The 21,661-nt window shown below is 29.7% G+C and carries 23 protein-coding genes; 4 read left to right on the top strand and 19 right to left on the bottom strand.

Annotated elements, in window-relative coordinates; all coding sequences use genetic code 11:
- Positions 1-57: 57 nt before the first annotated feature.
- The 5 genes from H9W90_RS04340 to H9W90_RS04320 all read right to left on the bottom strand — a co-directional run bounded on the left by H9W90_RS04340 (position 58) and on the right by H9W90_RS04320 (position 3,878).
- Positions 58-1,398: a DEAD/DEAH box helicase gene (locus H9W90_RS04340; protein WP_187483243.1), complete on the bottom strand. Its 1,341-nt coding sequence runs from the start codon at positions 1,396-1,398 to the stop codon at positions 58-60.
- Positions 1,399-1,536: 138 nt separating this feature from the next.
- Positions 1,537-1,728 (bottom strand): cold-shock protein, encoded by a 192-nt coding sequence (locus tag H9W90_RS04335; protein ID WP_187483242.1) that lies wholly within the window; start codon positions 1,726-1,728, stop codon positions 1,537-1,539.
- A 225-nt stretch (positions 1,729-1,953) separates the two neighbouring features.
- Entirely contained in the window at positions 1,954-2,256 is a 303-nt protein-coding gene (hpf, locus tag H9W90_RS04330; protein WP_187483241.1) for a ribosome hibernation-promoting factor, HPF/YfiA family, read from the bottom strand.
- A gap of 25 nt (positions 2,257-2,281) precedes the next feature.
- Entirely contained in the window at positions 2,282-2,788 is a 507-nt protein-coding gene (locus H9W90_RS04325; protein ID WP_187483240.1) for a peroxiredoxin-like family protein, read from the bottom strand.
- Positions 2,789-2,822: 34 nt separating this feature from the next.
- On the bottom strand, positions 2,823-3,878 hold the full coding sequence (locus H9W90_RS04320; RefSeq protein ID WP_187483239.1) for an NAD(P)-dependent alcohol dehydrogenase: 1,056 nt from the start codon (positions 3,876-3,878) through the stop codon (positions 2,823-2,825).
- Positions 3,879-4,105: 227 nt separating this feature from the next.
- Here H9W90_RS04320 and H9W90_RS04315 point away from each other — a divergent pair, with 227 nt between their 5' ends.
- The 3 genes from H9W90_RS04315 (at position 4,106) to H9W90_RS04305 (ending at position 8,486) form a co-directional block, all read left to right on the top strand.
- Positions 4,106-5,755, top strand: a complete 1,650-nt coding sequence (locus H9W90_RS04315; RefSeq protein WP_187483238.1) for an acetolactate synthase large subunit — start codon at positions 4,106-4,108, stop codon at positions 5,753-5,755.
- Between the two features lie 4 nt (positions 5,756-5,759).
- Positions 5,760-7,127 (top strand): NAD-dependent succinate-semialdehyde dehydrogenase, encoded by a 1,368-nt coding sequence (locus H9W90_RS04310; protein WP_187483237.1) that lies wholly within the window; start codon positions 5,760-5,762, stop codon positions 7,125-7,127.
- A gap of 72 nt (positions 7,128-7,199) precedes the next feature.
- Entirely contained in the window at positions 7,200-8,486 is a 1,287-nt protein-coding gene (locus H9W90_RS04305) for an MFS transporter (RefSeq protein ID WP_187483236.1), read from the top strand.
- Between the two features lie 2 nt (positions 8,487-8,488).
- Here the strand turns inward: H9W90_RS04305 and H9W90_RS04300 are convergent, their stop codons facing one another.
- The 6 genes from H9W90_RS04300 to yiaA form a co-directional block, all read right to left on the bottom strand.
- Positions 8,489-9,373, bottom strand: a complete 885-nt coding sequence (locus H9W90_RS04300) for a YihY/virulence factor BrkB family protein (RefSeq protein WP_187483235.1) — start codon at positions 9,371-9,373, stop codon at positions 8,489-8,491.
- A 127-nt stretch (positions 9,374-9,500) separates the two neighbouring features.
- The gene (locus H9W90_RS04295) at positions 9,501-10,424 is read right to left on the bottom strand and encodes an EamA family transporter (RefSeq protein WP_187483234.1); all 924 of its coding nucleotides are present in this window, start codon (positions 10,422-10,424) and stop codon (positions 9,501-9,503) included.
- A gap of 132 nt (positions 10,425-10,556) precedes the next feature.
- Positions 10,557-10,697, bottom strand: a complete 141-nt coding sequence (locus tag H9W90_RS04290; RefSeq protein WP_187483233.1) for a hypothetical protein — start codon at positions 10,695-10,697, stop codon at positions 10,557-10,559.
- Between the two features lie 87 nt (positions 10,698-10,784).
- Entirely contained in the window at positions 10,785-11,369 is a 585-nt protein-coding gene (locus H9W90_RS04285) for a GDYXXLXY domain-containing protein (RefSeq protein WP_187483232.1), read from the bottom strand.
- A gap of 10 nt (positions 11,370-11,379) precedes the next feature.
- Positions 11,380-12,657, bottom strand: coding sequence for a DUF2157 domain-containing protein (locus tag H9W90_RS04280; protein ID WP_187483231.1), 1,278 nt, complete (start codon positions 12,655-12,657; stop codon positions 11,380-11,382).
- Between the two features lie 88 nt (positions 12,658-12,745).
- Entirely contained in the window at positions 12,746-13,234 is a 489-nt protein-coding gene (yiaA, locus tag H9W90_RS04275; RefSeq protein WP_187483230.1) for an inner membrane protein YiaA, read from the bottom strand.
- A 150-nt stretch (positions 13,235-13,384) separates the two neighbouring features.
- On the opposite strand from yiaA, the gene H9W90_RS04270 reads away from it, so the two are divergent.
- A complete protein-coding gene (locus H9W90_RS04270; RefSeq protein ID WP_187483229.1) occupies positions 13,385-14,881 on the top strand; it encodes a hypothetical protein in 1,497 nt (498 codons plus the stop codon).
- A gap of 96 nt (positions 14,882-14,977) precedes the next feature.
- On the opposite strand, the gene hisIE is transcribed toward H9W90_RS04270, so the two are convergent.
- The 8 genes from hisIE to hisD form a co-directional block, all read right to left on the bottom strand.
- Positions 14,978-15,577 carry a bifunctional phosphoribosyl-AMP cyclohydrolase/phosphoribosyl-ATP diphosphatase HisIE gene (hisIE, locus tag H9W90_RS04265; RefSeq protein WP_187483228.1) on the bottom strand — a complete coding sequence of 200 codons (600 nt, stop codon included), beginning with the start codon at positions 15,575-15,577 and terminating at the stop codon, positions 14,978-14,980.
- Positions 15,578-15,650: 73 nt separating this feature from the next.
- Positions 15,651-16,406 carry an imidazole glycerol phosphate synthase subunit HisF gene (hisF, locus tag H9W90_RS04260; protein WP_187483227.1) on the bottom strand — a complete coding sequence of 252 codons (756 nt, stop codon included), beginning with the start codon at positions 16,404-16,406 and terminating at the stop codon, positions 15,651-15,653.
- A gap of 1 nt (position 16,407) precedes the next feature.
- The gene (gene hisA, locus H9W90_RS04255) at positions 16,408-17,145 is read right to left on the bottom strand and encodes a 1-(5-phosphoribosyl)-5-[(5-phosphoribosylamino)methylideneamino]imidazole-4-carboxamide isomerase (protein ID WP_187483226.1); all 738 of its coding nucleotides are present in this window, start codon (positions 17,143-17,145) and stop codon (positions 16,408-16,410) included.
- A gap of 2 nt (positions 17,146-17,147) precedes the next feature.
- Entirely contained in the window at positions 17,148-17,528 is a 381-nt protein-coding gene (locus H9W90_RS04250; protein WP_187483225.1) for a RidA family protein, read from the bottom strand.
- A gap of 9 nt (positions 17,529-17,537) precedes the next feature.
- Positions 17,538-18,119, bottom strand: coding sequence for an imidazole glycerol phosphate synthase subunit HisH (hisH, locus tag H9W90_RS04245; RefSeq protein WP_187483224.1), 582 nt, complete (start codon positions 18,117-18,119; stop codon positions 17,538-17,540).
- A 74-nt stretch (positions 18,120-18,193) separates the two neighbouring features.
- Positions 18,194-19,330, bottom strand: a complete 1,137-nt coding sequence (gene hisB / locus H9W90_RS04240; RefSeq protein ID WP_187483223.1) for a bifunctional histidinol-phosphatase/imidazoleglycerol-phosphate dehydratase HisB — start codon at positions 19,328-19,330, stop codon at positions 18,194-18,196.
- Positions 19,331-20,368, bottom strand: coding sequence for a histidinol-phosphate transaminase (gene hisC, locus H9W90_RS04235; protein ID WP_187483222.1), 1,038 nt, complete (start codon positions 20,366-20,368; stop codon positions 19,331-19,333). It abuts the gene before it with no gap.
- Positions 20,365-21,651, bottom strand: a complete 1,287-nt coding sequence (gene hisD / locus H9W90_RS04230; RefSeq protein ID WP_187483221.1) for a histidinol dehydrogenase — start codon at positions 21,649-21,651, stop codon at positions 20,365-20,367. The genes hisC and hisD overlap by 4 nt, the downstream gene beginning before the upstream one ends.
- Between the last annotated feature and the right edge of the window lie 10 nt (positions 21,652-21,661).

The raw sequence follows: 21,661 nt of genomic DNA, 5'->3' as shown, positions 1-21,661 counted from the left end.
AAAAACAATAAGTATCACAAGAGTGTTCCTTCCCTTTGGGAAGGCTAGGATGGGCTTTTATCTCTTCTTCTTCTTTTTAACTTCTTCTGTTTTTGGAGTATTTGAAGTAGTTTGTGCCAAATAATTTGCCAAAATCTTATCTACCAATTCTTCTTTTGTTAAATGATGAAATATGGTTTTTATTTGAGATTTAAAATCTTCAGAAACTGTTTTATTGGGTTTTGTTTTAAATATTTTTTTTGCCCACAACAAGCCATTATTTTCTTCTATAGATTGTGCATCTGCTTTTTCATATCTCGAAAATGAAATTCCTAATTCCTTTTCAAAATCTGCGATATCCACAACTTCTTCTTGCTGTAAAATAGTTAAAGAAAGTCCCTTTGCTCCTGCTCTTGCTGTTCTTCCACTTCTGTGCACATACGCATCATAAGTGTCTGGCAAATGATAATTCACCACATAAGAAATCTCTTTTACATCAATTCCTCTAGCTGCCAAATCTGTTGCCACTAAAATATCTATGTGTCCTTCTCTAAATTGCCCCATAATTCTGTCTCGAATTCCTTGAGTTAAACTTCCATGAATTGCGCCAGATGAAAATTTATTGATTGCCAAATTTTTTGCTAATTTATTAACTGCAGCTTTTGTTTTACAAAAAATAATTCCTCTTTGGCCTTCTTTAGAATTTAAGAAATGTAATAAAACTTCTAATTTTTCAATGGGTTCTACAACTACATATTGATGGTCAATTCCTTGATGACCAACAGTTTTCATATCAGCTTCAATGGTAACAACTTCTTTAGACATATAGTTATTTACCAATTGTCTAATAGCACCAGGCATTGTTGCTGTAAATAAGAAAGTTCTTCTTTTCTTCGGAATTTCAGCAATAATGGCATCCAAACCTTCTTTTAAAGCACTTACCATTTCATCTGCTTCATCTAAAATAAAGTAAGAAATATTTTTTATGTTGATGGCTTCACGTTTTACCAAATCCGCCAAACGTCCTGGAGTTGCCACTACAATATGTGTTTTCTTTTTTAAGCGATCTATTTGTGGTTTGATAGGGATTCCTCCACAAACAACAGCAATAGAAATATCTGGACTGTGTTTTGCAAAAGATTCTAAATTATTATGAATTTGTTGCCCCAATTCTCTTGTTAGCGCTAAAATAATTGCCTGAATATCTTCTTTTTTTGTGTCAATTAATTGCAATAATGGCAAGCCAAAAGAAGCAGTTTTACCTGTTCCAGTTTTTGCCATTGCAACTACATCTTCATGCTGATTTAAGATTACAGGTATTACTTTTTGCTGAATATCTGTAGGTACAGAAATCTGTAAATCTGTTAAACTTTGTTGTAATTGTTGATGGATTCCTAAATCGGAAAAATGTTTTGACATGTAAAATTATTTTGTGCAAAGATAACGACACTTTTTGTTGATATGGTTTTTTCTTTACTGCATTTTTAATTCAAAAAAAACATAAAAAAAGCTCATCAAAATTGATGAGCTTTCTTTTAAACTTGAAAGTATATGTTATTAGATAACTTTTACGTTTACTGCGTTTAAACCTTTGTTACCTTCTTGTAAATCAAATTCTACTGCATCTCCTTCACGAATCTCGTCTACTAAACCAGAAACATGTACGAAATGATCTTTTTCAACTCCTTCTTCAGTGATAAATCCAAAACCTTTAGTTTCATTGAAAAACTTTACTGTACCTTTACTCATAATATTGTTATTATATTTATTAAGCCACAAAGATGACTCCATATTTTAGACTTACAACCTATTAATTGATTTATTTTCAAATTATTACGTAATCCTCACTGACTTTTGGGTATTTATGTATCAATCAACGAACTGTCAAGTAAATAACTATATAATTCTTATCTTTTAAATACATAAAAACCTCCCAAATTGGAAGGTTTTCAACTTTATTACTCGAAAACTTTTTTAATAAGCCTTCATTTTATCTTTTTTCTTTCTTAATTGTACGTCTAATTCACGAATTGCTTCACTAACTGACGACTCAAAATTATCGTTACTTGATTCTGCAAATAATCTTGGCCCAGGTAAACTTACTCTAATTCCGCAAATTTTTCCTGTTTCTTCTGAAGATGTATTTTCTTGTTTAAAAAACACATCTGCTCTTATTAGAAAATCATATTTCTTATACATATGATTTAGTTTTTCTGTTGTAAAAGCTTCTAAACGTTCGCTTGCTGTAATTTCATGGTATTCAAATTTAATGTCCATATTTTTTCTTATTTAAGTTAATAATTTACGCTTCTCCTCTTGCAGGATATCCTTCTTTTAAAATATAATCGATTCCGCCTAAAACTTCTCTCAAAGGAGATCTTCCAAAAGGCATCGATTGTATAGATTCCCAATAGACAGTTCCGTCTTTATGAATTAAAAACAAACCTGGTTCTGTAAAATGTTTGGGTTCATTTTTAATTCCTTCAGAAATAAATAAACCCCATTTCCTGGCTTCTTCAATAGGAAAATCATATCCAACAGGAATATCTTCAATATCCCATTCTTTATACGTTTCTTTGGCTACTTCTTCAGTATCTGAACTTATTGCAATTAGATTTACGCCTCTTTCTGTAAACTCGTCTTTTTTCTTTTGAAGTTCTTCTAATTGTTTTTTACAAACAGGACAATGTTTTCCTCTATAAAAAACAAGCATTGTAAAGTTTTCTGGAGTTTGATCTTGTAGACTCCACTTTGTATCGTTCACTAAATTTATTTCTAAATTAGGTGCTTTTTCTCTTGGTTTTATCATCTTTTTCTGTTTTTTATTAATATATATTCTCTCTCTATGCTTCTTTTAATGTTTTCATATCAATTACAAATCGATATTTTACATCGTTATTTGTAACTCTTTCAAACGCTTTGTTGATATCTTGCATGTCAATCATTTCAATTTCTGATGTGATATTATGTTCTCCGCAGAAATCTAACATTTCTTGCGTTTCTTTAATTCCGCCAATTAGAGATCCTGCAACTCTTTTTCTTCCCATAATTAAATTTCCACCATTCATTGGTTCCAAAGGCTCTATTGCGCCAACCATAACCATTGTGGAATCTCTTTTTAAAATTTGTAAATACGGATTGATATCGTGTTTTACAGGAACAGTATTCAACAGAAAATCGAAACTTCCTGCATGTTTTTTCATTTCATCTTTATTTTTTGAAATAATTACATCATCTGCTCCTAATTTTTTAGCGTCTTCTGCTTTTCCTTCGGAAGTTGTAATCATATACGTTTCTGCACCCATTGCACTTGCGAATTTAATTCCCATATGTCCAAGTCCACCTAAACCAATGATACCAACTTTATCTCCTTTTTTAATTTTCCAATGATTTAATGGTGAAAATGTAGTAATTCCTGCACATAATAATGGTGCAACTGCTTTTGTATCTAAATTCGTTGGAACTTTTAAAACAAATTCTTCTCTTACAACAATGGATGTTGAATATCCTCCAAAAGTTCTATCTCCAGAATGTTTGTCCTTTCCATTATACGTTCCAACCATTCCATTTTCACAGAATTGTTCTAAATCGTCTTCACAAGCACCACATTCTTTGCAAGAATCAACCATACATCCTACTCCAACTAAATCTCCTTCTTTATAATTTTTGACTTCAGCACCAACTTCAATTACTTTTCCAATAATTTCATGACCAGGAACTAAAGGATAATTTGCATTTCCCCAATCGTTTTTTGCTGCATGAATATCACTATGACAGACTCCACAATATAAAATATCGATTTTTACATCATTCTTTAAAATTGCTCTTCTTTCAATTTCCATTTGTTGCAAATCTTTATCTGCAGCTTCAGTTCCATATGCTTTTATTTTCTCTGACATCTATTTTTATTTTTTATGAATTTCCACGAAAATAGGAATTAAAAAAGGTGATTATTGGCTCTTTTGAAATCGATTTGGACTCATTCCAAAAATTAACACTTTATAACACAATCCCTTTAAAATTAACAGATTCTTAAGGTTGATGATGAATATTAACAACTATTTTATTCTTATTTTCGAAGAAATGATGAACAAATTTCATCTGTAAAAAAAAGCTATAGAAAAACATGAAAACTTCCGATATAATTATTCAAGCATTAGAAAATGAAGGTGTAGAATATATTTTTGGATTGCCTGGAGAAGAAAATTTAGACGTTTTAGAATCCATCAGAAAATCCGATAAAATTGAGATTATAATAACAAGACACGAACAAGGTGCAGGTTTTATGGCAGCAACTTATGGACGACTCACAGGAAAACCTGGAGTTTGCATGTCCACTTTAGGTCCTGGAGCCACAAATTTAGTTACGCCAACTGCGTATGCACAATTAGGTGCAATGCCAATGGTTATACTTACAGGTCAGAAACCTATTAAAGAGAGTAAACAAGGAAAGTTTCAAATTTTAGATGTGGTAGAAATGATGCAACCACTCACAAAATTCACCAAACAAATTACCTATGGAAAAAATTCTGGAGCTATTATTAGAGAAGCTTTCAGGCGTTCTCAAGAAGAAAGACCTGGAGCTGTTCATTTAGAGATTCCAGAAGATGTTGCCAAAGAAGAAGTAGAAAAACCTCATTTTTTTAATGTTGAAAATATAAAAATTCCATCTGCAAATAAAGATTCGGTTTTAGATGCTTGTAAAATGATTATTGCAGCAAAAAAACCACTTTTATTAATTGGTGCTGGTGCAAATAGAAAAAGAGCTTCTGAGGCACTTACTGATTTTGTAAAAACTTTAAAAATCCCATTTTTTAATACACAAATGGGAAAAGGAATTATTGATGAAAGAAATCCTTTATATATAGGTACAGCTGCACTTTCTTCGAATGATTTTATTCATGAAGCGATTGAAAATGCCGATTTAATTATTAATGTTGGTCACGATTCTATTGAAAAACCACCATTTATAATGAATGCTGATGATGAACGAAAAGTGATTCATATCAACTTTTTTGCAGCTGAAATTAATGAAGTTTATTTCCCACAATTGAATGTTATTGGAGATATTGCCTCAACAATTAAAGAATTAACAAGTCAATTAAAAGACAATTCAAAAAAATGGAACAATGACTTTTACTTGAAAGTGAAGGAAAATGTTTCTAATCATTTAGCAAAATATGAAGAAGACAATCGTTTCCCAATTTTACCTCAAAGATTGGTAAAAATTACCAGAGATATTTTACCAGAAGATGGAATTGTAACTTTAGACAACGGAATTTATAAAATTTGGTTTGCGCGTAATTTTCCTGCCTATGCTCAAAATACTTTAATTTTAGACAATGCTTTGGCAACAATGGGCGCAGGTTTTCCTTCTGCGATGATGGCTAAAAAACTAAATCCAGATAAAAAAGTAATTTCAGTAAATGGAGATGGTGGTTTTATGATGAATTCACAAGAATTGGAAACCGCAATTCGTATGAAATTAGATTTGGTAATTATTATTTTAAATGATAATGCCTATGGAATGATTGAGTGGAAACAAGAAGGAGAAGGATTCCCAAAGTTTGGTTTGGAATATAAAAACCCCGATTTTGTAAAATATGCTGAAAGCTTTGGTGCTTTTGGGTACAGACCAACATCCATTAAAGATTTTGAAGAAATATTAGCAAAAACATTAGATTTAAAAGGAATTCATATAATAGATTTAGCAGTAGATTATTCGCTAAATCATAAAATATTGAATGTATTATTGAAAGAAAATTCGAAAAAATAAAAAAATGAAAAAGACAACAACTATAAATCCTGCAACAGAAGAAGAAATAAAAAGTTATGAAAGAATTTCTCCAAAAGAAGCGAAAGAAAAAGTAGCAAAAGCGAATGAAGCTTACCAAACTTGGAAAAAAACAAGTTTTGAAGAGCGTTCTAAATTAATGAACAAATTAGCGACAATTTTTGAAGAAAACATAGAAGAATATGCTCAATTAGCAACCCAGGAAATGGGTAAAATAATTAAACAATCTCGTGCAGAAATAGAAAAATGTGCAAAAATATGTAGATATTATGCTGATAATATTGAAGAATTATTAGCAGATGAAGTTATAAAAACTGAAGCTAAAAAAAGTTATGTTACTTTTCAACCTTTAGGAGTTACTTTGGCTGTAATGCCTTGGAACTTTCCATTTTATCAGGTAATTCGTTTTGCTGCACCAGCAGTTATGACTGGTAATACTGGCGTTCTAAAACATGCATCTAATGTACAAGGTTGTGCTTTTGCTTTGGAAGATGCATTTAAAAAAGCAGGTTTTCCTAATGGAGTTTTTACCAACTTAAATTTAGAATCTAAAGACATTAAAGCAGTTATTGAAGATAAAAATATTGTAGCAGTTACATTGACAGGAAGTGAACCTGCAGGACGTTCTGTTGCAAAAATTGCTGGAGAAAATTTAAAGAAAACCGTTTTAGAATTAGGAGGAAGTGATGCATACATCATTTTGGAAGATGCAGATTTAGAAAAAGCGACGGATTTAGCTACTTATGGACGTTTGCAAAATAACGGACAAACTTGCATCGCCGCAAAACGTTTTATTGTTTTAGAAGAAATCTATGATGATTTTCTAAAACTCTTCACCAAAAAAATGAAAGATGCAAAAATGGGAGAACCTACCAACGAAGATGTTTATTATGGACCAATGGCAAGAGTAGATTTGCGAGATGAATTGCATGAACAAGTAGAAAAAACAATAAAACAAGGTGGTAAATTGGTTTTAGGTGGTAAAATTCCAGATAGAAAAGGCGCGTATTATCCTGCAACAATTTTAGCGGATTTAAAAGCTGGAATGACTGGTTTTGATGAAGAACTTTTTGGTCCAGTTGCTTCTGTAATTAAAGCAAAAACAGAAGAAGAAGCAATTGAATTAGCAAATAATTCCACTTTTGGTTTGGGTTCTGGTGTAATTACAGGAGATTCTAAAAGAGGAGAAAAAGTGGCTCTACAATTAGAAGCAGGAAATAGTTTTGTAAATAAATTGGTGGCTTCAGATCCAAGATTACCTTTTGGTGGAATTAAAAATTCTGGTTATGGTAGAGAATTATCAAGTTACGGAATTCGTGAATTTGTAAATACAAAATCAATTTGGATTGATTAAAAACTAACAAATAACACATCAACATTTAAAAATAGACTTTTAAGAATGGTTTTATAGTACTAATTTTGTGCTATGAAAAAATCCGTTTCAGAAAAAGTCTATTTTTTTTTTAATACTGATGATAAAAATGTTGACGAGCATTTGCCAAGAAACTACTTTTTACTTTTAATAAGTAGCATTTTTACAAAATTGGGAGACACTTTAAGCAACCCAAAAACAGTATTGGCTTGGATTATGAATTATATAAACGCACCAGTTTATATGATTAGTTTTATTGTGCCTATTAGAGAATCTGGCTCTATGTTACCTCAAATATTTTTAGCGAGTTATATTAAAACCAAAGCAAAAAGAAAATGGATTTATGTTTCTGGGTCTATTTTTCAATTTGCTTCAATTTTAGCAATTGGTTTAATAGCTTACTTTTTTGAAGGTGTTTTTGCAGGGGGTTTAATTATTTTATTTCTGATAATTTTTAGTCTTTCAAGAAGTTTATGTTCTGTAAGTTCTAAAGATGTTTTAGGAAAAACAATCCCTAAAGATAGGCGTGGAAAATTAAAAGGATATACAGTCTCTGTATCCGGAATTTTAGTTTTATTGACTGGTTTATTTATGATGTATAAATCTAAAAGCGATGCTTCTCTCCTATTCTACAGTGGAATTTTAGTTTTTGCGAGTTCTATGTGGCTGATTTCAGCATTTATTTATTCAAAAATTAAAGAACCTAAAAGCGAAGTTGAAGAAAATAAAGATACTTGGAAAGAAGTTTTACAAAGAATAAAAATTGTAAAAAAAGATACTCATTTTAGAAACTTTATTATTGCACGTTCGCTATTATTATGTTCGGCTTTAACTGCTCCTTTTTATGTATTATTGGCACAAGAAAATATTGGAAAAGAAAGCTATTTGTTAGGTTTATTTATTATCGCAAATGGAGTTGCATCAATCTTAAGTGCTCCAGTTTGGGGAAGAATGGCAGATATATCGAGTAAAAATGTTATGTCTTTTGCAACGATAATTGCATCAATTTTAGGAATTGTAATGTTTATAATTATTGAAGTATTTGTAGACTTTTCGAAAGTATTTTGGTTGTATCCAGTCGCTTTTTTCATTTTAGGAATTGCACATAGTGGCGTTCGTTTAGGAAGAAAAACATACGTTGTAAATATGGCAGAAGGAAACAAAAGAACAGATTATGTAGCTGTAAGTAACACCATAATTGGTTTAATTTTATTAGTAACTGGTGGAATTAGTGCTTTAGCATCACTTTTTTCTGTAGAATTGGTATTATTGGTTTTATCAATATTTGGAATTTTGGGCGCATTTATGAGTTATAAATTGCCAAATGTAGAAGCTGAATAATTTTATTCTTTAATAATTATTTCATCATTATTGTTCAAATAGGTATCTGCATACACTTTTGTAAAATGCGCTCCAAAAAAGAGAATTAAACTCGAATAAGAAACCCATAACATAATCAAAATTACAGAACCAGCAGCACCATAAGTAGAACCTGGATCCATTTCACTAAAGTACCAAGCTAATAAATATTTACCTACCACAAATAATATGGCAGTTAAACCTGCTCCTACTTTTACAGCTCGCCAACGTACTTTTTTACTTGGTAAATATTTAAACATCGCAGCAAATAAAATGTAAATGAATAAGATGGACATTAGAAAATCTACAACATAGATATATTCAAACAAATTATCTGGCACAAATACTTCTATTCTCCTGCTAAATGCACTAATTAATGCTGTTAAAACGAAACTAATCAACAATAAAAAACCTATAATTAAAATAAAACCAAAGCTTTTTAGGCGATCTATTATCATCTTTATAAATCCGTTTGTGTTAGGGTTTTCTTTTACTTTCCAAATTTTATCGAATGCGGCTTGTAATTGATAAAACACTCCAGTTGCACCATAAATAAGTGTTCCAACTCCAATAATTGTGGTAAAAATAGAGACAGATTCATCTCCTCTATCTAACATCATTACTCTTATAGATTCTGCTGTTTGAATTCCGACAGCACTTGTAATTTCATCTAATAATTCACCTTCTACAATTTCTCTTCCCCAAATATTTCCTACTAAATTTAAAATAATTACTATTAAAGCAGGCAAAGATAAAATGGCATAATAGGCAACAATGGCACTCAATTCAAAAGGACCACTATCTAACCAATTACTTCCTGTTTTCTTTAATAATTTTGGAAAGTCTTTTATAATTGTTTTCGCTTGCACAGTTTTATTTTAGAGTTGTAAAATTAAAGATTTACAGATTTAATAATTTGCGTAGATGCATTTTTTTTGAACTCATTTCGAAAAACATAATTCAATTTTAAAAGAGAAAATCAGCAAAAAAAAGAATTTAAGTTTTAGCAGTTCCAGTTACATTTTTTACTTTTCTTTTTCTGGAAGTAATAAAGTAAACACCCGTTAATAAAATGGCAGAAGCAATCATAGATTGTGTAGAGATTTTTTCATCCAGAAAATACCACCCCATAAATAAAGCAATTACAGGATTTACATAGGCAGATGTCGCCACTTTTTCGGTTGAAACTACTTTTAGCAAATAATTAAAAGCTGTAAAAGCAACAATTCCACCTAAAATAATTAATAAAGACATCGATATTTGAACGTTTGAACTCCAATTTAAAGGAGAAGTCCATTTTTCATGAAAAGAAAGACTTAAAATAGCTAAAACAACACCAGCAATTACCATTTGTATTCCTGTACTCACAAAAAAATTTTTTGGTAAATCTGCCTTAGAAACAAAAACACCTCCATAACTCCAACCTAAAACACAGCCTAACATTACTAAAATTCCTAAAATAGTTTCACTTGAGGTTACTAATTCTTGCTGACTCACCAATAAAACCATTCCTGTGATTCCTAAAAAAATTCCAATTATAGATTTTTTTTGCATGGGTTTTCTATCTAAAAAACGCAGAATTAGTAAGACGAATAATGGTTGTGTAGAGGCAATTAACGCAGCAAAACCACTATCTACATATTGCAAAGCCCAAACAAAAACACTGTTTCCTAAAATTAGAAAGAATAAAGATGCAATGGCTGAATTGAGAAATTGCTTTTTAGTAATTTTAAGACTAAAACCGATAATTTTAGCAATCATCAACATTAAAACACCAGCTGTGGAAAAACGAATACAAGCCAAGAAAAATGGAGGTAATTCTGTTACTGCAACTTTGTTAAATAAATAGGTAGAACCCCAAATTACATAAATGGATATAAATGCTACAATAATTAAAATTTGAGATTTATTCGCTTTCATAATCTACTTTGTTAGAAGTTGCGAAATTACCATTAATAATTAAGTCCTTTTCAATTTTAATTGAGAATAAAAAAACCTTCACAAATTTGTGAAGGCTTTATCGTTAACTAACCAAATAATTAAATTATTAAATTATTTATTTTCTTTTTGTTCGACAATTGTTTCGTTTTCTAACTCAAACTTTTTGTTTTCTTTTAAATTCCGATTTATACTTGTTGGATTATCTTGAGTTTTTGTTCTTTCAAATTTCTTGTTATCTTTTATAATTCCCATAATATTTATTTTTTTTAGTTCACCTCTAAATTACTAAAAATGAATGTATTGTTACGTTAAAAGGTTGTTAAGATGTGTTTTAAAATGTTAAAGGCCATTAAAATCTTTTGAATTTTTATTTACCAAATCTTTAATTGGAGTGTCAGTTATAAACACATTTTCCAAAACAGAAATATCGTCTTTAATGTAAATTAATGCGTATGTAAAATTCTTTGTTGAAGTAGTTCTTTGTGTTTCTCTCACTAAATCTTCTGCTGGTTTCGCTTTAGATTCTTCCATATAAAAACGTTCGTTATTCAAAGTGAAAACTAGTTTATTGCTATGTTTATAATATCCTCCTACTTTTGCTTTTATGTAATCTTTATTATTATTTAATTTTTCTTTGCTTACAGTATCTAATTTTGCAAAACCAAGGCTATCTTTTACATAAACGTAAATTTCTTCACCTCTATTCCATGCAGAATCCTTTGTTTTAAAACTACTTATTTCATAATTCATTCTTATGTATTTCCCTCTAAATGGGTCATTGGGATCTAAAGGTTGTGTTATAAAATTATATGCTTTTCCTGTTTTTAAAACATTTTCTTGGTCGTAAATCATTTTTATTGGCGCCATTAATTGAAATGCGACAACTACTAAAAAAATTGGCATTATTATTTTTGATGTTTTCATAATATATTTTTTAAGCGTTTTTTCTTGATTTTTTTAACATTAAATAATTTGATGCAAAGAACCCTACACCTACTGAAATGAATAACAATCCTCTGATGACAAAAGTCATTTCTGTATCAAAAAATCGCAAAGAAATTAAGGCTGTAATGATTAATAAACCGTAATTTAAAATTCCGAAATTCGTAGTATCAGTTCCTTTTTTTATCATACCAACTCCCAAAATAAAGATGATAATATTTGCCAAAATTATTGATAAATAACCATCTATATCATTTAGAAAATAAATTAGAAGTATTAAAATTGAAGCATATTCGAATAAACTATTCCAACTAAATTTTGATGTTTTTTTGTTATAAATTAATAAGAAAACCGTTGATATGAGCAATACAATTGAAACTAATAAACTTTGATTTTGAATTTCTAAAGTTAAAAAATTATCATTCCAAAATCCTTTAACTGACATTGTAAGCATCATTATTATCAAACCTAAAGAACCAAAAAGTAGGAATCCGTTTTTTCGAATCCTTGTATTTTTAAAAAGAGTTAATTTTCCAACATTATATAAGAATCCGAATAGAAAACCATAAACGATTATATAAATTTGATAATCTCCTTTTACAAAAGTTCCAAAAGAAATAACAACACTTAATGGAATTAAAAAATTACTTACTGTAGTTATATTTTCTTCAATTTTATGTTTTAAATTATTGATATAAAAAGGCATTAAACCCGCGATTACACCTAAATACATCCAAGGTGTTTTATAACCACTTGAATAATCATAGCCTAATTCATAAGCATAAACTGTTGAAAAAATTAAACATAAATTAAAGACAAAGTTCGATTTTAATAAATAAACCAAAGGCAAACATAGTAGTATCCATGCTAATAAAAAGGAGCTTAAATTTCCTGGAATGTTATAAATCTGACTGACTAATGAAATACTTGACCCCACAGCAAAAAATAAAAATGTTCCTGAAGATTCTAACCAAGTGCTACTTTTCTTTTTTAATATTGAATAACCAACTGCGATTTGTCCAATTATTAATGGTAAAAATGCAAATATAGTTTTTGTTAGCGTTGAGAAATTATCCCAATTATGTGCCAATATTAAAATAATACCTAAACCTACCAAAAGGCTTCCTATCACTCCAAAAACAGTAAAAAGCTTGTTGGAAGAATTAACTGAATTAGAATTATAATAACTCTCAATTTTTGAGGCTATTTCTTCAGAAATAACACCTTGTTTGATTAGTTTTGGTAATTCTTGTTTAAATTTTGAATTCATAGAATTAGATTTTTAAATAAAGTTACTATTTTTTTAAACCCCACAAGCATTTTACTTGTGAGGTTTTGGATTTAAAACCATTATCAAACTAACTATTTTCTTCTTCACTTTTAGTGTTGATAAAATCGATATCTCTGGTGTTTTTTTGTACGGTAATTGCACCAAATAAACTTAATAAATAGGAAATTGCGTAGAATCCTTTTTCACTTAATTCTAAATCGGCATTTCTTAAACCGATAATTAATAATAACAAGGATGCAATTACAATAACCCAACTGATTCCATAATACATTTCGCTTACTTTAATTTGTTCAGCCTTGTCTCTCACTGCTTTTTGCAGTGAAATAACAGCGTAAATACCCATTAAAAGAATCGCAAAATAGTATCCTTTTTCGTTCAATTCCATACCTGCATTCCACAAACCAATGCAATAAGAAAGCAGTCCAATAATAACAACTCCCCAACTTGCACCAATATATGCAGGTGTTGGTTTATGGTTCAATTCTTCTTTAGATTTTTTACTGTTTTTCTGTTTTTTAGTTTCTTCGTTTGCAGAAACTGTTGTTTGATAATTCATAATTTTTAGTTTAATAATTATGATACAAATTTGCGATAGAATTACAACTTGTGAAATACTATTTTCTATAAATACTGACGATATAATTTATTAAATTTAATATATTTACCTTTAATAATTGATTTATAGATAATTATTACTGACGATATAATGATAAATATAAAAGACATACTACAAAGTTTTACAAATGAAAAGCAGGAAGAACTCATCCTTTATTTAGAGAAAAAGAACAAAAGAGCAGATACCAAAAACATCCAATTAGTAAAACTATTAATTGCCGAAAATTTATCGTCTAAAGAAATTTGCTTAAAACTCTACCAAAAAGACAACAAACCAGCTTTACATGCTTTAAGAAAGCGATTATTCCAATCTATTATCGATTTTACAGCAAATTCGAATCTAAAAGAAGAGAATTCTATAGATATGCAATTGATAAAATTCATTATTTCTGCAAGGGTTTTTCTCAAAAAAGGACAATTTACTATTGGTTACAAAATTTTAGAAAAAGCCGAAATTACTGCAAAAGAGCATCAATTATTTACGATTCTAAATGAGATTTATCATTCTAAAATTCAGTATTCGTATGCCATTCCTTCTTTAAATATTGATGAAATTATTATCAATTTTAAAGAAAATCAGCAACAATTGTTGTTGGAAGAAAAAATGAATATTGCGTATGCGAAAATTAGAAAAGCGTTACAAGATGTTCAGCACCAACATAAAATTATCGATATAAAAGCAATGATAGAAAACGTTTTAGAAGATCATCAAATTAATATATCAAGTTCTTTTTCTTTTAAACCTTTGTATCAAATTTTACAAATTACTAATATTTCTTCTGCTCAAAATTTCGATTATTGGAATATAGAGTCCTTTCTTTTAGAAACGTATGAATTGATGAAAAACCATAAATCGAAAGAAAAACAACTTTTTTATCATATTGAAATTATATATCTAATTGCCAACACACTTTTTAGAAATAAGAAATTTACCCAATCTTTAAAATATTTAGATTTGATGCACGATCATATGCAACAACAAAAAAGCAAATATTTTAAGGAATATAATCCTAAATACAAACTTCTACTCGCATTAAACCACAATTATAGTGGAAATCAAGAAAAAGCAATTGATTTGTTAATTCCTTTTACGAATCAGAAAAACATAGATATTATTGCTCAATTGGATATTTATTTGTCGCTAATTGTCTTTTATTCTCAAAGGAAAGAATTGAAAAAAGCGCAAAATTTATTTTCGGAATTTTATCATACAGACAAGTATTACATTGAAAAAGCAGGCATAGAATGGACGATAAAAAAGAATATTATAGAAATTTTGTTACAAATCGATTTAGGAAATATAGATATTGTAGAATCAAGAATACTAAGTTTTAAAAGAGCGTATTTTAAGCACTTAAAAAGCATAAATCAGAAGAAAGTAATCACTTTCATAAAACTGGTTGAAATCTATTATAAAAACCCAGAAATCATCACCAGTAATGATTTTGAAGATAAAGTAGAAACTTCTTTCAATTGGATTGGTAAAGAAAAAGAAGATATTTTTATGATGAGTTTCTTTGCTTGGTTAAAAGCTAAAATGACCAAACAAGATATGTATTTGGTCACTATAGATTTTATGAAAACATAGTTCTAGTCAGTTCGAGCGCAGTCGAGAACTCTCTTAAAATAGAAAATATTTAATAACCTCTCGACTGCGCTCGAGAAGACAAATCAAAAACTAATTTCACTTCTGTCTTTTCATCAATTCTGCTTCAATATCTTTTAAAGTAAAACCTTTCGCTTGTAATAACATTAAATAGTGAAACATCAAATCTGCAGATTCATATAAGAATAATTCATCATTATTGTCCATTGCTTCAATAACAGTTTCCACTGCTTCCTCTCCTACTTTTTGTGCCACTTTACTTATTCCTTTTGCAAATAAACTTGCAACGTAAGATTTTTGAGTGTCTTTATTCGCAACTCTTTCTGTAATTACATTTTCTAAAGTTGAAAAGAAACCATAATTCGATTTATTTTCTTCGTTCCAACAAGTATCTGAACCTTTATGACAAGTTGGTCCATTTGGATTTACTTGAATCAACAAAGTATCGTTATCGCAATCTAACTTTATATCGACTAAATTCAACACATTTCCACTTTCTTCACCTTTTGTCCAGAGTCTATTTTTAGTTCTACTAAAAAATGTTACTAATTTTGTTTCTTGAGTTTTAGCAAAAGCTTCTTCATTCATATAACCCAACATCAACACATTTTTTGTGGTTGCATCTTGTATGATTGCAGGAACTAATCCATCGTTATTTTTATTGAAATCTATCTTCATAATTTTTATTTTCTATGTCTCCTCGAGCGTAGTCTAGAGGTTATAAGTTCTCGACTGCGCTCGAACAAACACTCTAAATTCTTACAGGAATATTATTCTCTTTTAATTCTTGTTTTAATTCTAAAATCGGAATCTCACCAAAATGAAAAACGCTTGCTGCCAAAGCTGCATCAGATTTTCCATCAACAAATGTATCTATAAAATGTTGCACTGTTCCTGCGCCACCAGAAGCAATAATTGGAATGTTTAATTCGGTTGATAATTTTGCTAAAGCTTCATTGGCAAAACCTGCTTTTGTACCATCATTATTCATAGAAGTGAACAAAATTTCTCCTGCACCACGTTTTTCTACTTCTTTTGCCCATTCAAATAAATTGAGTTCTGTTGGAATGGTTCCTCCAGCCAAATGTACAATCCATTCTCCATCAATCTGTTTTGCATCAATTGCAACTACCACACATTGACTTCCGAATTTATTAGATAATTCATTCACTAAATCTGGTCTTTTAATTGCTGATGAATTTATTGAAACCTTATCTGCTCCACATTGTAATAACAAATCTACATCTTCCACAGAAGAAATCCCACCACCAACTGTAAATGGAATATTTACCTGTTCTGCAACTTTTAAAACCATTTCTCTCATTGTTTTTCTTCCTTCTAAAGTGGCAGAAATATCAAGAAAAACCAATTCATCTGCACCTAATTCAGCATATTGTTTTGCTAAAACTACAGGATCTCCAGCATCTATTAAATTAACGAAATTTACACCTTTTACAGTTCTTCCGTTTTTAATATCTAAACAAGGAATTATTCTTTTTGTAAGCATTTTATTTATTTAAAATGAAGTTTTCTAATTGTTTTAAGCTTATTTTATTTTCATAAATAGCTTTTCCAATAATTACACCTTCGCAACCATTTTCTGCTAATTTTGGTAATTCATCAAATGTTGAAATTCCACCAGAAGCTATCAATTTTAAACCCTTTACTTCGGATAAAACTTCTTTATAAATATCAAAACTTGGGCCTTGTAACATTCCGTCTTTAGAAATATCTGTACAAATAACATATTGAATTCCCTTTTTATGATAATCTGCGATAAAAGGAATCAATTCTAAAGTACTTTCTTCTTGCCATCCATTTGTTGCTATTTTTCCTCCAGTATTATCTGGATAAAAATCTGCTCCTAAAATAATTTTTTGAGATCCATATGTTGAAATCCAACTTTCAAAAATCGTTGAGTTTTTCACAGCAATACTACCTCCAGTAATTTGATTAGCTCCTGAATTAAAAGCAATTTCCAAATCTTTATCAGACTTTAAACCACCACCAAAATCAATTTTTAAGTTAGTTTTTGATGCAATTTGCTCTAAAACTTTATAGTTGATAATCTCGCTCGCTTTTGCGCCATCTAAATCTACAACGTGTAAATATTCTATTCCTGCAGCTTCAAATTCTTTGGCAACTTCTAACGGGCTTTCATTATATATTTTCTTGGTATTGTAATCGCCTTTTGTTAAACGAACACACTTTCCGTCAATAATATCTATGGCTGGTATTATTCTCATAACTATTTATTTAATGCAGTAACTTGAATTTCTATTTTCATTCTCGGATCCGCCAATCCAGCAGCAAACATTGTTGCTGAAGGTCTTATTTCCCCTAAATATTTTTTTAAAACAGGCCAAGTTTGTTCAAATTCTGAAGCATCTGGTAAAATATAAGTTACACGTACTATTTTACTCATGCTAGAGCCAGCTTGTTCTAAAACTTCTTCTATATTTTTTAAACATTGCTCAGTTTGATTTACAACATCATCAGCAATGGTCATATCATGATAATTGAAACCAGTTGTTCCAGAAACAAAAATCCAATCTCCTTCTACTACAGCTCTTGAATATCCAATTTCTTTTTCGAATGAAGACCCTGAACTTATTAATTTTCTTGCCATAATTAATTATTATAAGTTTAAGAAGTTTTGAAGCAAATGTGCTCCTTCTACTCCACTTTTTTCCGGGTGAAATTGTACACCATAAAAATTATCTTTTTGTAATGCTGATGCATATTCAATTTCATAATCGGTTGTTGCAATTGCTTCATCACAACTTTCAGCATAGAAACTATGTACTAAATACATAAATTCTCTTTCTTTAATTCCGGTAAATAAAGAAGATTTTAAATCATACACTACATTCCATCCCATTTGTGGAACTTTTACAGCTTTAGAAAACTTTTTCACTTCTACATCAAAAATACCTAATCCTTTTGTATTTCCTTCTTCAGAAGAATTACACATTAATTGCATTCCTAAACAAATTCCTAAAACAGGTTGTTTTAAAGTTGGGATAACTTTATCTAAACCACTTTCTTGCAGCATTTCCATTGCAGAACTTGCTTCACCAACTCCAGGGAAAATTACTTTATCAGCAGCTTTAATTTCATCAATATTATTTGATAAAATAGCATCTACACCTAATCTTTTAAAAGCAAATTGAATGCTTTTTATGTTTCCTGCTCCGTAATTTATAATTATGAGTTTCATAATTAGTTTTTAATTTTTAGTGTTTAGTTTTAAGTTAAATTACTCAAAACTAAAAATTGATAACTCAACACTTTTTAAAGCATTCCTTTTGTAGATGGTAAAAACATCTTATTTGAATCTCTTTTTACTGCCATTTTCATTGCTTTCGCAAATGCTTTAAAAATTCCTTCAATTTTATGATGTTCATTTACGCCTTCTGCTTTGATGTTTAAATTACATTTTGCACCATCTGTAAACGATTTAAACAAGTGAAAAAACATTTCTGTTGGCATGTCGCCAATTTTTTCACGCTTAAAATCTGCGTCCCATTCTAGCCAATTTCTTCCTCCAAAATCAACTGCCACTTGCGCTAAACAATCGTCCATTGGTAAGCAAAAACCATATCTTTCAATTCCTAATTTATTGCCCAGTGCTTTGTTGAATAATTCCCCAAAAGCAATCATAGTATCTTCAATTGTATGGTGTTCATCAACTTCTAAATCACCATCAACTTTAATAGTCAAATCCATATTTCCGTGTCTACCAATTTGGTCTAACATATGATCGAAAAAGTGTAAACCTGTAGCAATATCGTTTTTACCTGAACCGTCTAAATTTAGTTTGATGTAAATCTTCGTTTCATTCGTATTTCTGGTGATTTCTGCAACTCTATCTTCTAATTTTAGAAACTCATAAATTACTTTCCAATCTGTGCTTGTTAAAGCAATACAATCTAAAATTTCTTGTTTAGAAGTTTCTATTTCATCTGCCCCTAATTCAGGGTCTTCTGATAAGAAAATTCCTTTACAACCTAAATTCTTCGCCAACTCCATGTCTGTAATTCTGTCTCCTAAAACAAAAGAATTTTCTAAATCATACTCATCAGAAAAATACTTTGTTAGTAAACCAATTCTTGGTTTACGAGTTTCAGCATTTTCGTGTGGAAACGTTTTATCAATTAGAATTTCAGAAAAAACAACACCTTCTTTTTCGAATGCTGAAATAATTTTATTTTGAGCTGGCCAAAAAGTATCTTCAGGAAATGAATCAGTTCCTAAACCATCTTGATTGGTAACCATAACCAATTCATAGTTCAATTCTTTGGCAATTTTTGCCATATATTGAAATACTTTTGGATAATATTCTAACTTTTCTAAACTATCTAATTGATAATCTACTGGCGGTTCTAACACCAAAGTTCCATCTCTGTCTATAAATAATACTTTTTTCATTTAAATTTCTTTTAAAGCTTGAAGTAATCTCTCATTCTCCAAACTTGTTCCAACTGTAAAACGTAATGTATTCTCACACAAAGGCTGTGTTGTTCTATTTCTAATTACAATTCCTTTTTTAATTAATTGATTGTAACGTTTTGTAGCATCATCAACCTTTACTAACACAAAATTACAGTCTGTTGGATAAATTGTGTTGATGAAATCAATTTCTTTTAAACTTTCTAAAAGCTGATTTCTTTCTGCTTTAATTTCAATGATTTCTTGCTGTACTTCTTCCACTTTTTGTAAACGCTCAATTGCTTTTTGCTGCGTTAACTCGTTTACATTATAAGGTGGTTTTATATTATTTAAAATTGCTATAATTTCTTCAGATGCATAACAAACACCTAGTCTAATTCCCGCCAAACCATAGGCTTTAGACAACGTTTGTGTAATAATTAAATTAGGAAATTCTTCTAATCTTTCTAACCAACTTTTCTCTTCTGAAAAATCGATATATGCTTCATCAATAACAACCAAACCATTAAATTTCTTTAATAATTCTTCTACTTTATTTGTTGAAAAACTATTTCCTGAAGGATTATTTGGAGAACATAAAAACAAGATTTTACTGTTTTTATCTACTTTCTCAAAAATTTGTTCAACTTTTGGTTGAAAATCTTCCGTTAATAAAACGGTTTTATTTTCTATATTATTGATGTTTGCCAACACAGAATACATTCCATATGTTGGTGGTAATGTGATGATATTATCTTCTTTAGGTTCGCAAAAAGCTCTAAAAATTAAATCTAAAACTTCATCACTTCCATTTCCTAAAAGAATATTTTTCTTGTCAACTTTTTTAATTTCTGATAATAAATCTTTTACTGAATTTTGCTGCGGATCTGGATAACGATTTACGCCATTTTCAAACGGATTTTCATTGGCATCCAAGAAAATCATATCATCTGATGTTGCATCTTTATATTCATCTCTTGCTGATGAATAAGGTTTTAGAGATTTTATATTTTCTCTAACTAAATTTAAAATATTCATGATTTTAAATCTTTTAAACGTAAAGTTACCGCATTTTTATGTGCTTCTAAACCTTCTGCAGCTGCCATTAATTCTATAGAATTTCCTATATTTAAAATCCCTTCTTTTGTTATTTTTTGAAATGTAATACTTTTTGTAAAACTATCTAAATTCACTCCAGAATAAGCTTTGGAAAACCCGTTTGTTGGTAAAGTATGGTTTGTTCCTGATGCATAATCTCCTGCGCTTTCTGGCGTGTAATTACCTATAAAAACAGAACCTGCGTTTTCTATGTTATCTATATAATAATCATTATTATTTGTACAAACAATAAAGTGTTCTGGGCCATATTCGTTAATTAACTCCAAAGCGATTTCATCTGTTTCTACAAAAATAGATTTTGAATTATCAATTGCTTTTTGAGCAGTTTCTTTTCTTGGCAGGTTTTCTAGCTGTTTTAGAATCTCACTCGAAACCTCATTAATAAGTTCTTTCGATGTAGAAACTAAAATAACTTGACTATCTGCACCATGTTCTGCTTGACTCAATAAATCTGCTGCAACATAACTCGCGTTTGCAGAATCGTCTGCGACAACTAATAATTCACTTGGTCCTGCTGGCATATCAATTGCAACACCATGTTTTGTAGAAAGTTGTTTTGCAACCGTTACAAATTGGTTTCCTGGACCAAATATTTTATAAACTTGTGGAATTGTTTCTGTACCAAATGTTAATCCTGCAACAGCTTGAATTCCGCCAACTTTTATAATTTTTGTTACTCCACATAAATTTGCAGTATATAAAATTGCTGGGTGAATTTTTCCTTCTTTATTTGGTGGAGAACACAAAACTATTTCTTTACAGCCTGCAATTTGTGCAGGAATTGCCAACATTAAAACTGTTGAAAAAAGTGGTGCTGTTCCTCCAGGAATATACAAACCAACTTTTTGAATTGGTCTTTTTTCTTGCCAACAAGAAACTCCGTTTGTAGTTTCTACTGAAACTTTTTCTGTTTTTTGAGCTGTATGAAACTTGGTAACATTTTCTTTTGCAACGTTTATAGCGTCTTTTAATTCTGATGAAACTAAATTGATTGCCTCTTTAATTTCTTGTTCTGAAACTAAATTATTTTCTAAAGAAACACCATCGAAAATTGATGTGTATTTTTCGATTGCAAGATCTCCGTTTCTTTTTACATCATCAAAAACTTGATTTACTGTTGTTTCAATATCATCAACCGTTTTTGTTGGTCTTTGTAATATTGAAGTCCAGTCTTTTTTAGATGGATTATTGATTATTTTCATAATTCTATTC

Source organism: Polaribacter pectinis (genome assembly GCF_014352875.1).
Lineage (GTDB): Bacteria > Bacteroidota > Bacteroidia > Flavobacteriales > Flavobacteriaceae > Polaribacter > Polaribacter pectinis.
Note: the sequence above shows the minus strand (reverse complement) of the source record. Positions and strands in the feature narration are given on the sequence as shown.

Coding starts and splice junctions, on each gene's coding strand:
- H9W90_RS04335 (WP_187483242.1), bottom strand. CDS start 1,728: ATGAGTAAAGGTACAGTAAAGTTTTTCAATGAAACTAAAGGTTTTGGA.
- H9W90_RS04290 (WP_187483233.1), bottom strand. CDS start 10,697: ATGGGAATTATAAAAGATAACAAGAAATTTGAAAGAACAAAAACTCAA.
- hisH (WP_187483224.1), bottom strand. CDS start 18,119: ATGAAACTCATAATTATAAATTACGGAGCAGGAAACATAAAAAGCATT.
- hisD (WP_187483221.1), bottom strand. CDS start 21,651: ATGAAAATAATCAATAATCCATCTAAAAAAGACTGGACTTCAATATTA.
- hisC (WP_187483222.1), bottom strand. CDS start 20,368: ATGAATATTTTAAATTTAGTTAGAGAAAATATAAAATCTCTAAAACCT.
- H9W90_RS04270 (WP_187483229.1), top strand. CDS start 13,385: ATGATAAATATAAAAGACATACTACAAAGTTTTACAAATGAAAAGCAG.
- H9W90_RS04250 (WP_187483225.1), bottom strand. CDS start 17,528: ATGGCAAGAAAATTAATAAGTTCAGGGTCTTCATTCGAAAAAGAAATT.
- hisA (WP_187483226.1), bottom strand. CDS start 17,145: ATGAGAATAATACCAGCCATAGATATTATTGACGGAAAGTGTGTTCGT.
- H9W90_RS04295 (WP_187483234.1), bottom strand. CDS start 10,424: ATGAAAGCGAATAAATCTCAAATTTTAATTATTGTAGCATTTATATCC.
- hpf (WP_187483241.1), bottom strand. CDS start 2,256: ATGGACATTAAATTTGAATACCATGAAATTACAGCAAGCGAACGTTTA.
- H9W90_RS04280 (WP_187483231.1), bottom strand. CDS start 12,657: ATGAATTCAAAATTTAAACAAGAATTACCAAAACTAATCAAACAAGGT.
- H9W90_RS04285 (WP_187483232.1), bottom strand. CDS start 11,369: ATGAAAACATCAAAAATAATAATGCCAATTTTTTTAGTAGTTGTCGCA.
- H9W90_RS04315 (WP_187483238.1), top strand. CDS start 4,106: ATGAAAACTTCCGATATAATTATTCAAGCATTAGAAAATGAAGGTGTA.
- H9W90_RS04305 (WP_187483236.1), top strand. CDS start 7,200: ATGAAAAAATCCGTTTCAGAAAAAGTCTATTTTTTTTTTAATACTGAT.
- H9W90_RS04310 (WP_187483237.1), top strand. CDS start 5,760: ATGAAAAAGACAACAACTATAAATCCTGCAACAGAAGAAGAAATAAAA.
- hisB (WP_187483223.1), bottom strand. CDS start 19,330: ATGAAAAAAGTATTATTTATAGACAGAGATGGAACTTTGGTGTTAGAA.
- H9W90_RS04320 (WP_187483239.1), bottom strand. CDS start 3,878: ATGTCAGAGAAAATAAAAGCATATGGAACTGAAGCTGCAGATAAAGAT.
- hisIE (WP_187483228.1), bottom strand. CDS start 15,577: ATGAAGATAGATTTCAATAAAAATAACGATGGATTAGTTCCTGCAATC.
- yiaA (WP_187483230.1), bottom strand. CDS start 13,234: ATGAATTATCAAACAACAGTTTCTGCAAACGAAGAAACTAAAAAACAG.
- hisF (WP_187483227.1), bottom strand. CDS start 16,406: ATGCTTACAAAAAGAATAATTCCTTGTTTAGATATTAAAAACGGAAGA.
- H9W90_RS04340 (WP_187483243.1), bottom strand. CDS start 1,398: ATGTCAAAACATTTTTCCGATTTAGGAATCCATCAACAATTACAACAA.
- H9W90_RS04325 (WP_187483240.1), bottom strand. CDS start 2,788: ATGATAAAACCAAGAGAAAAAGCACCTAATTTAGAAATAAATTTAGTG.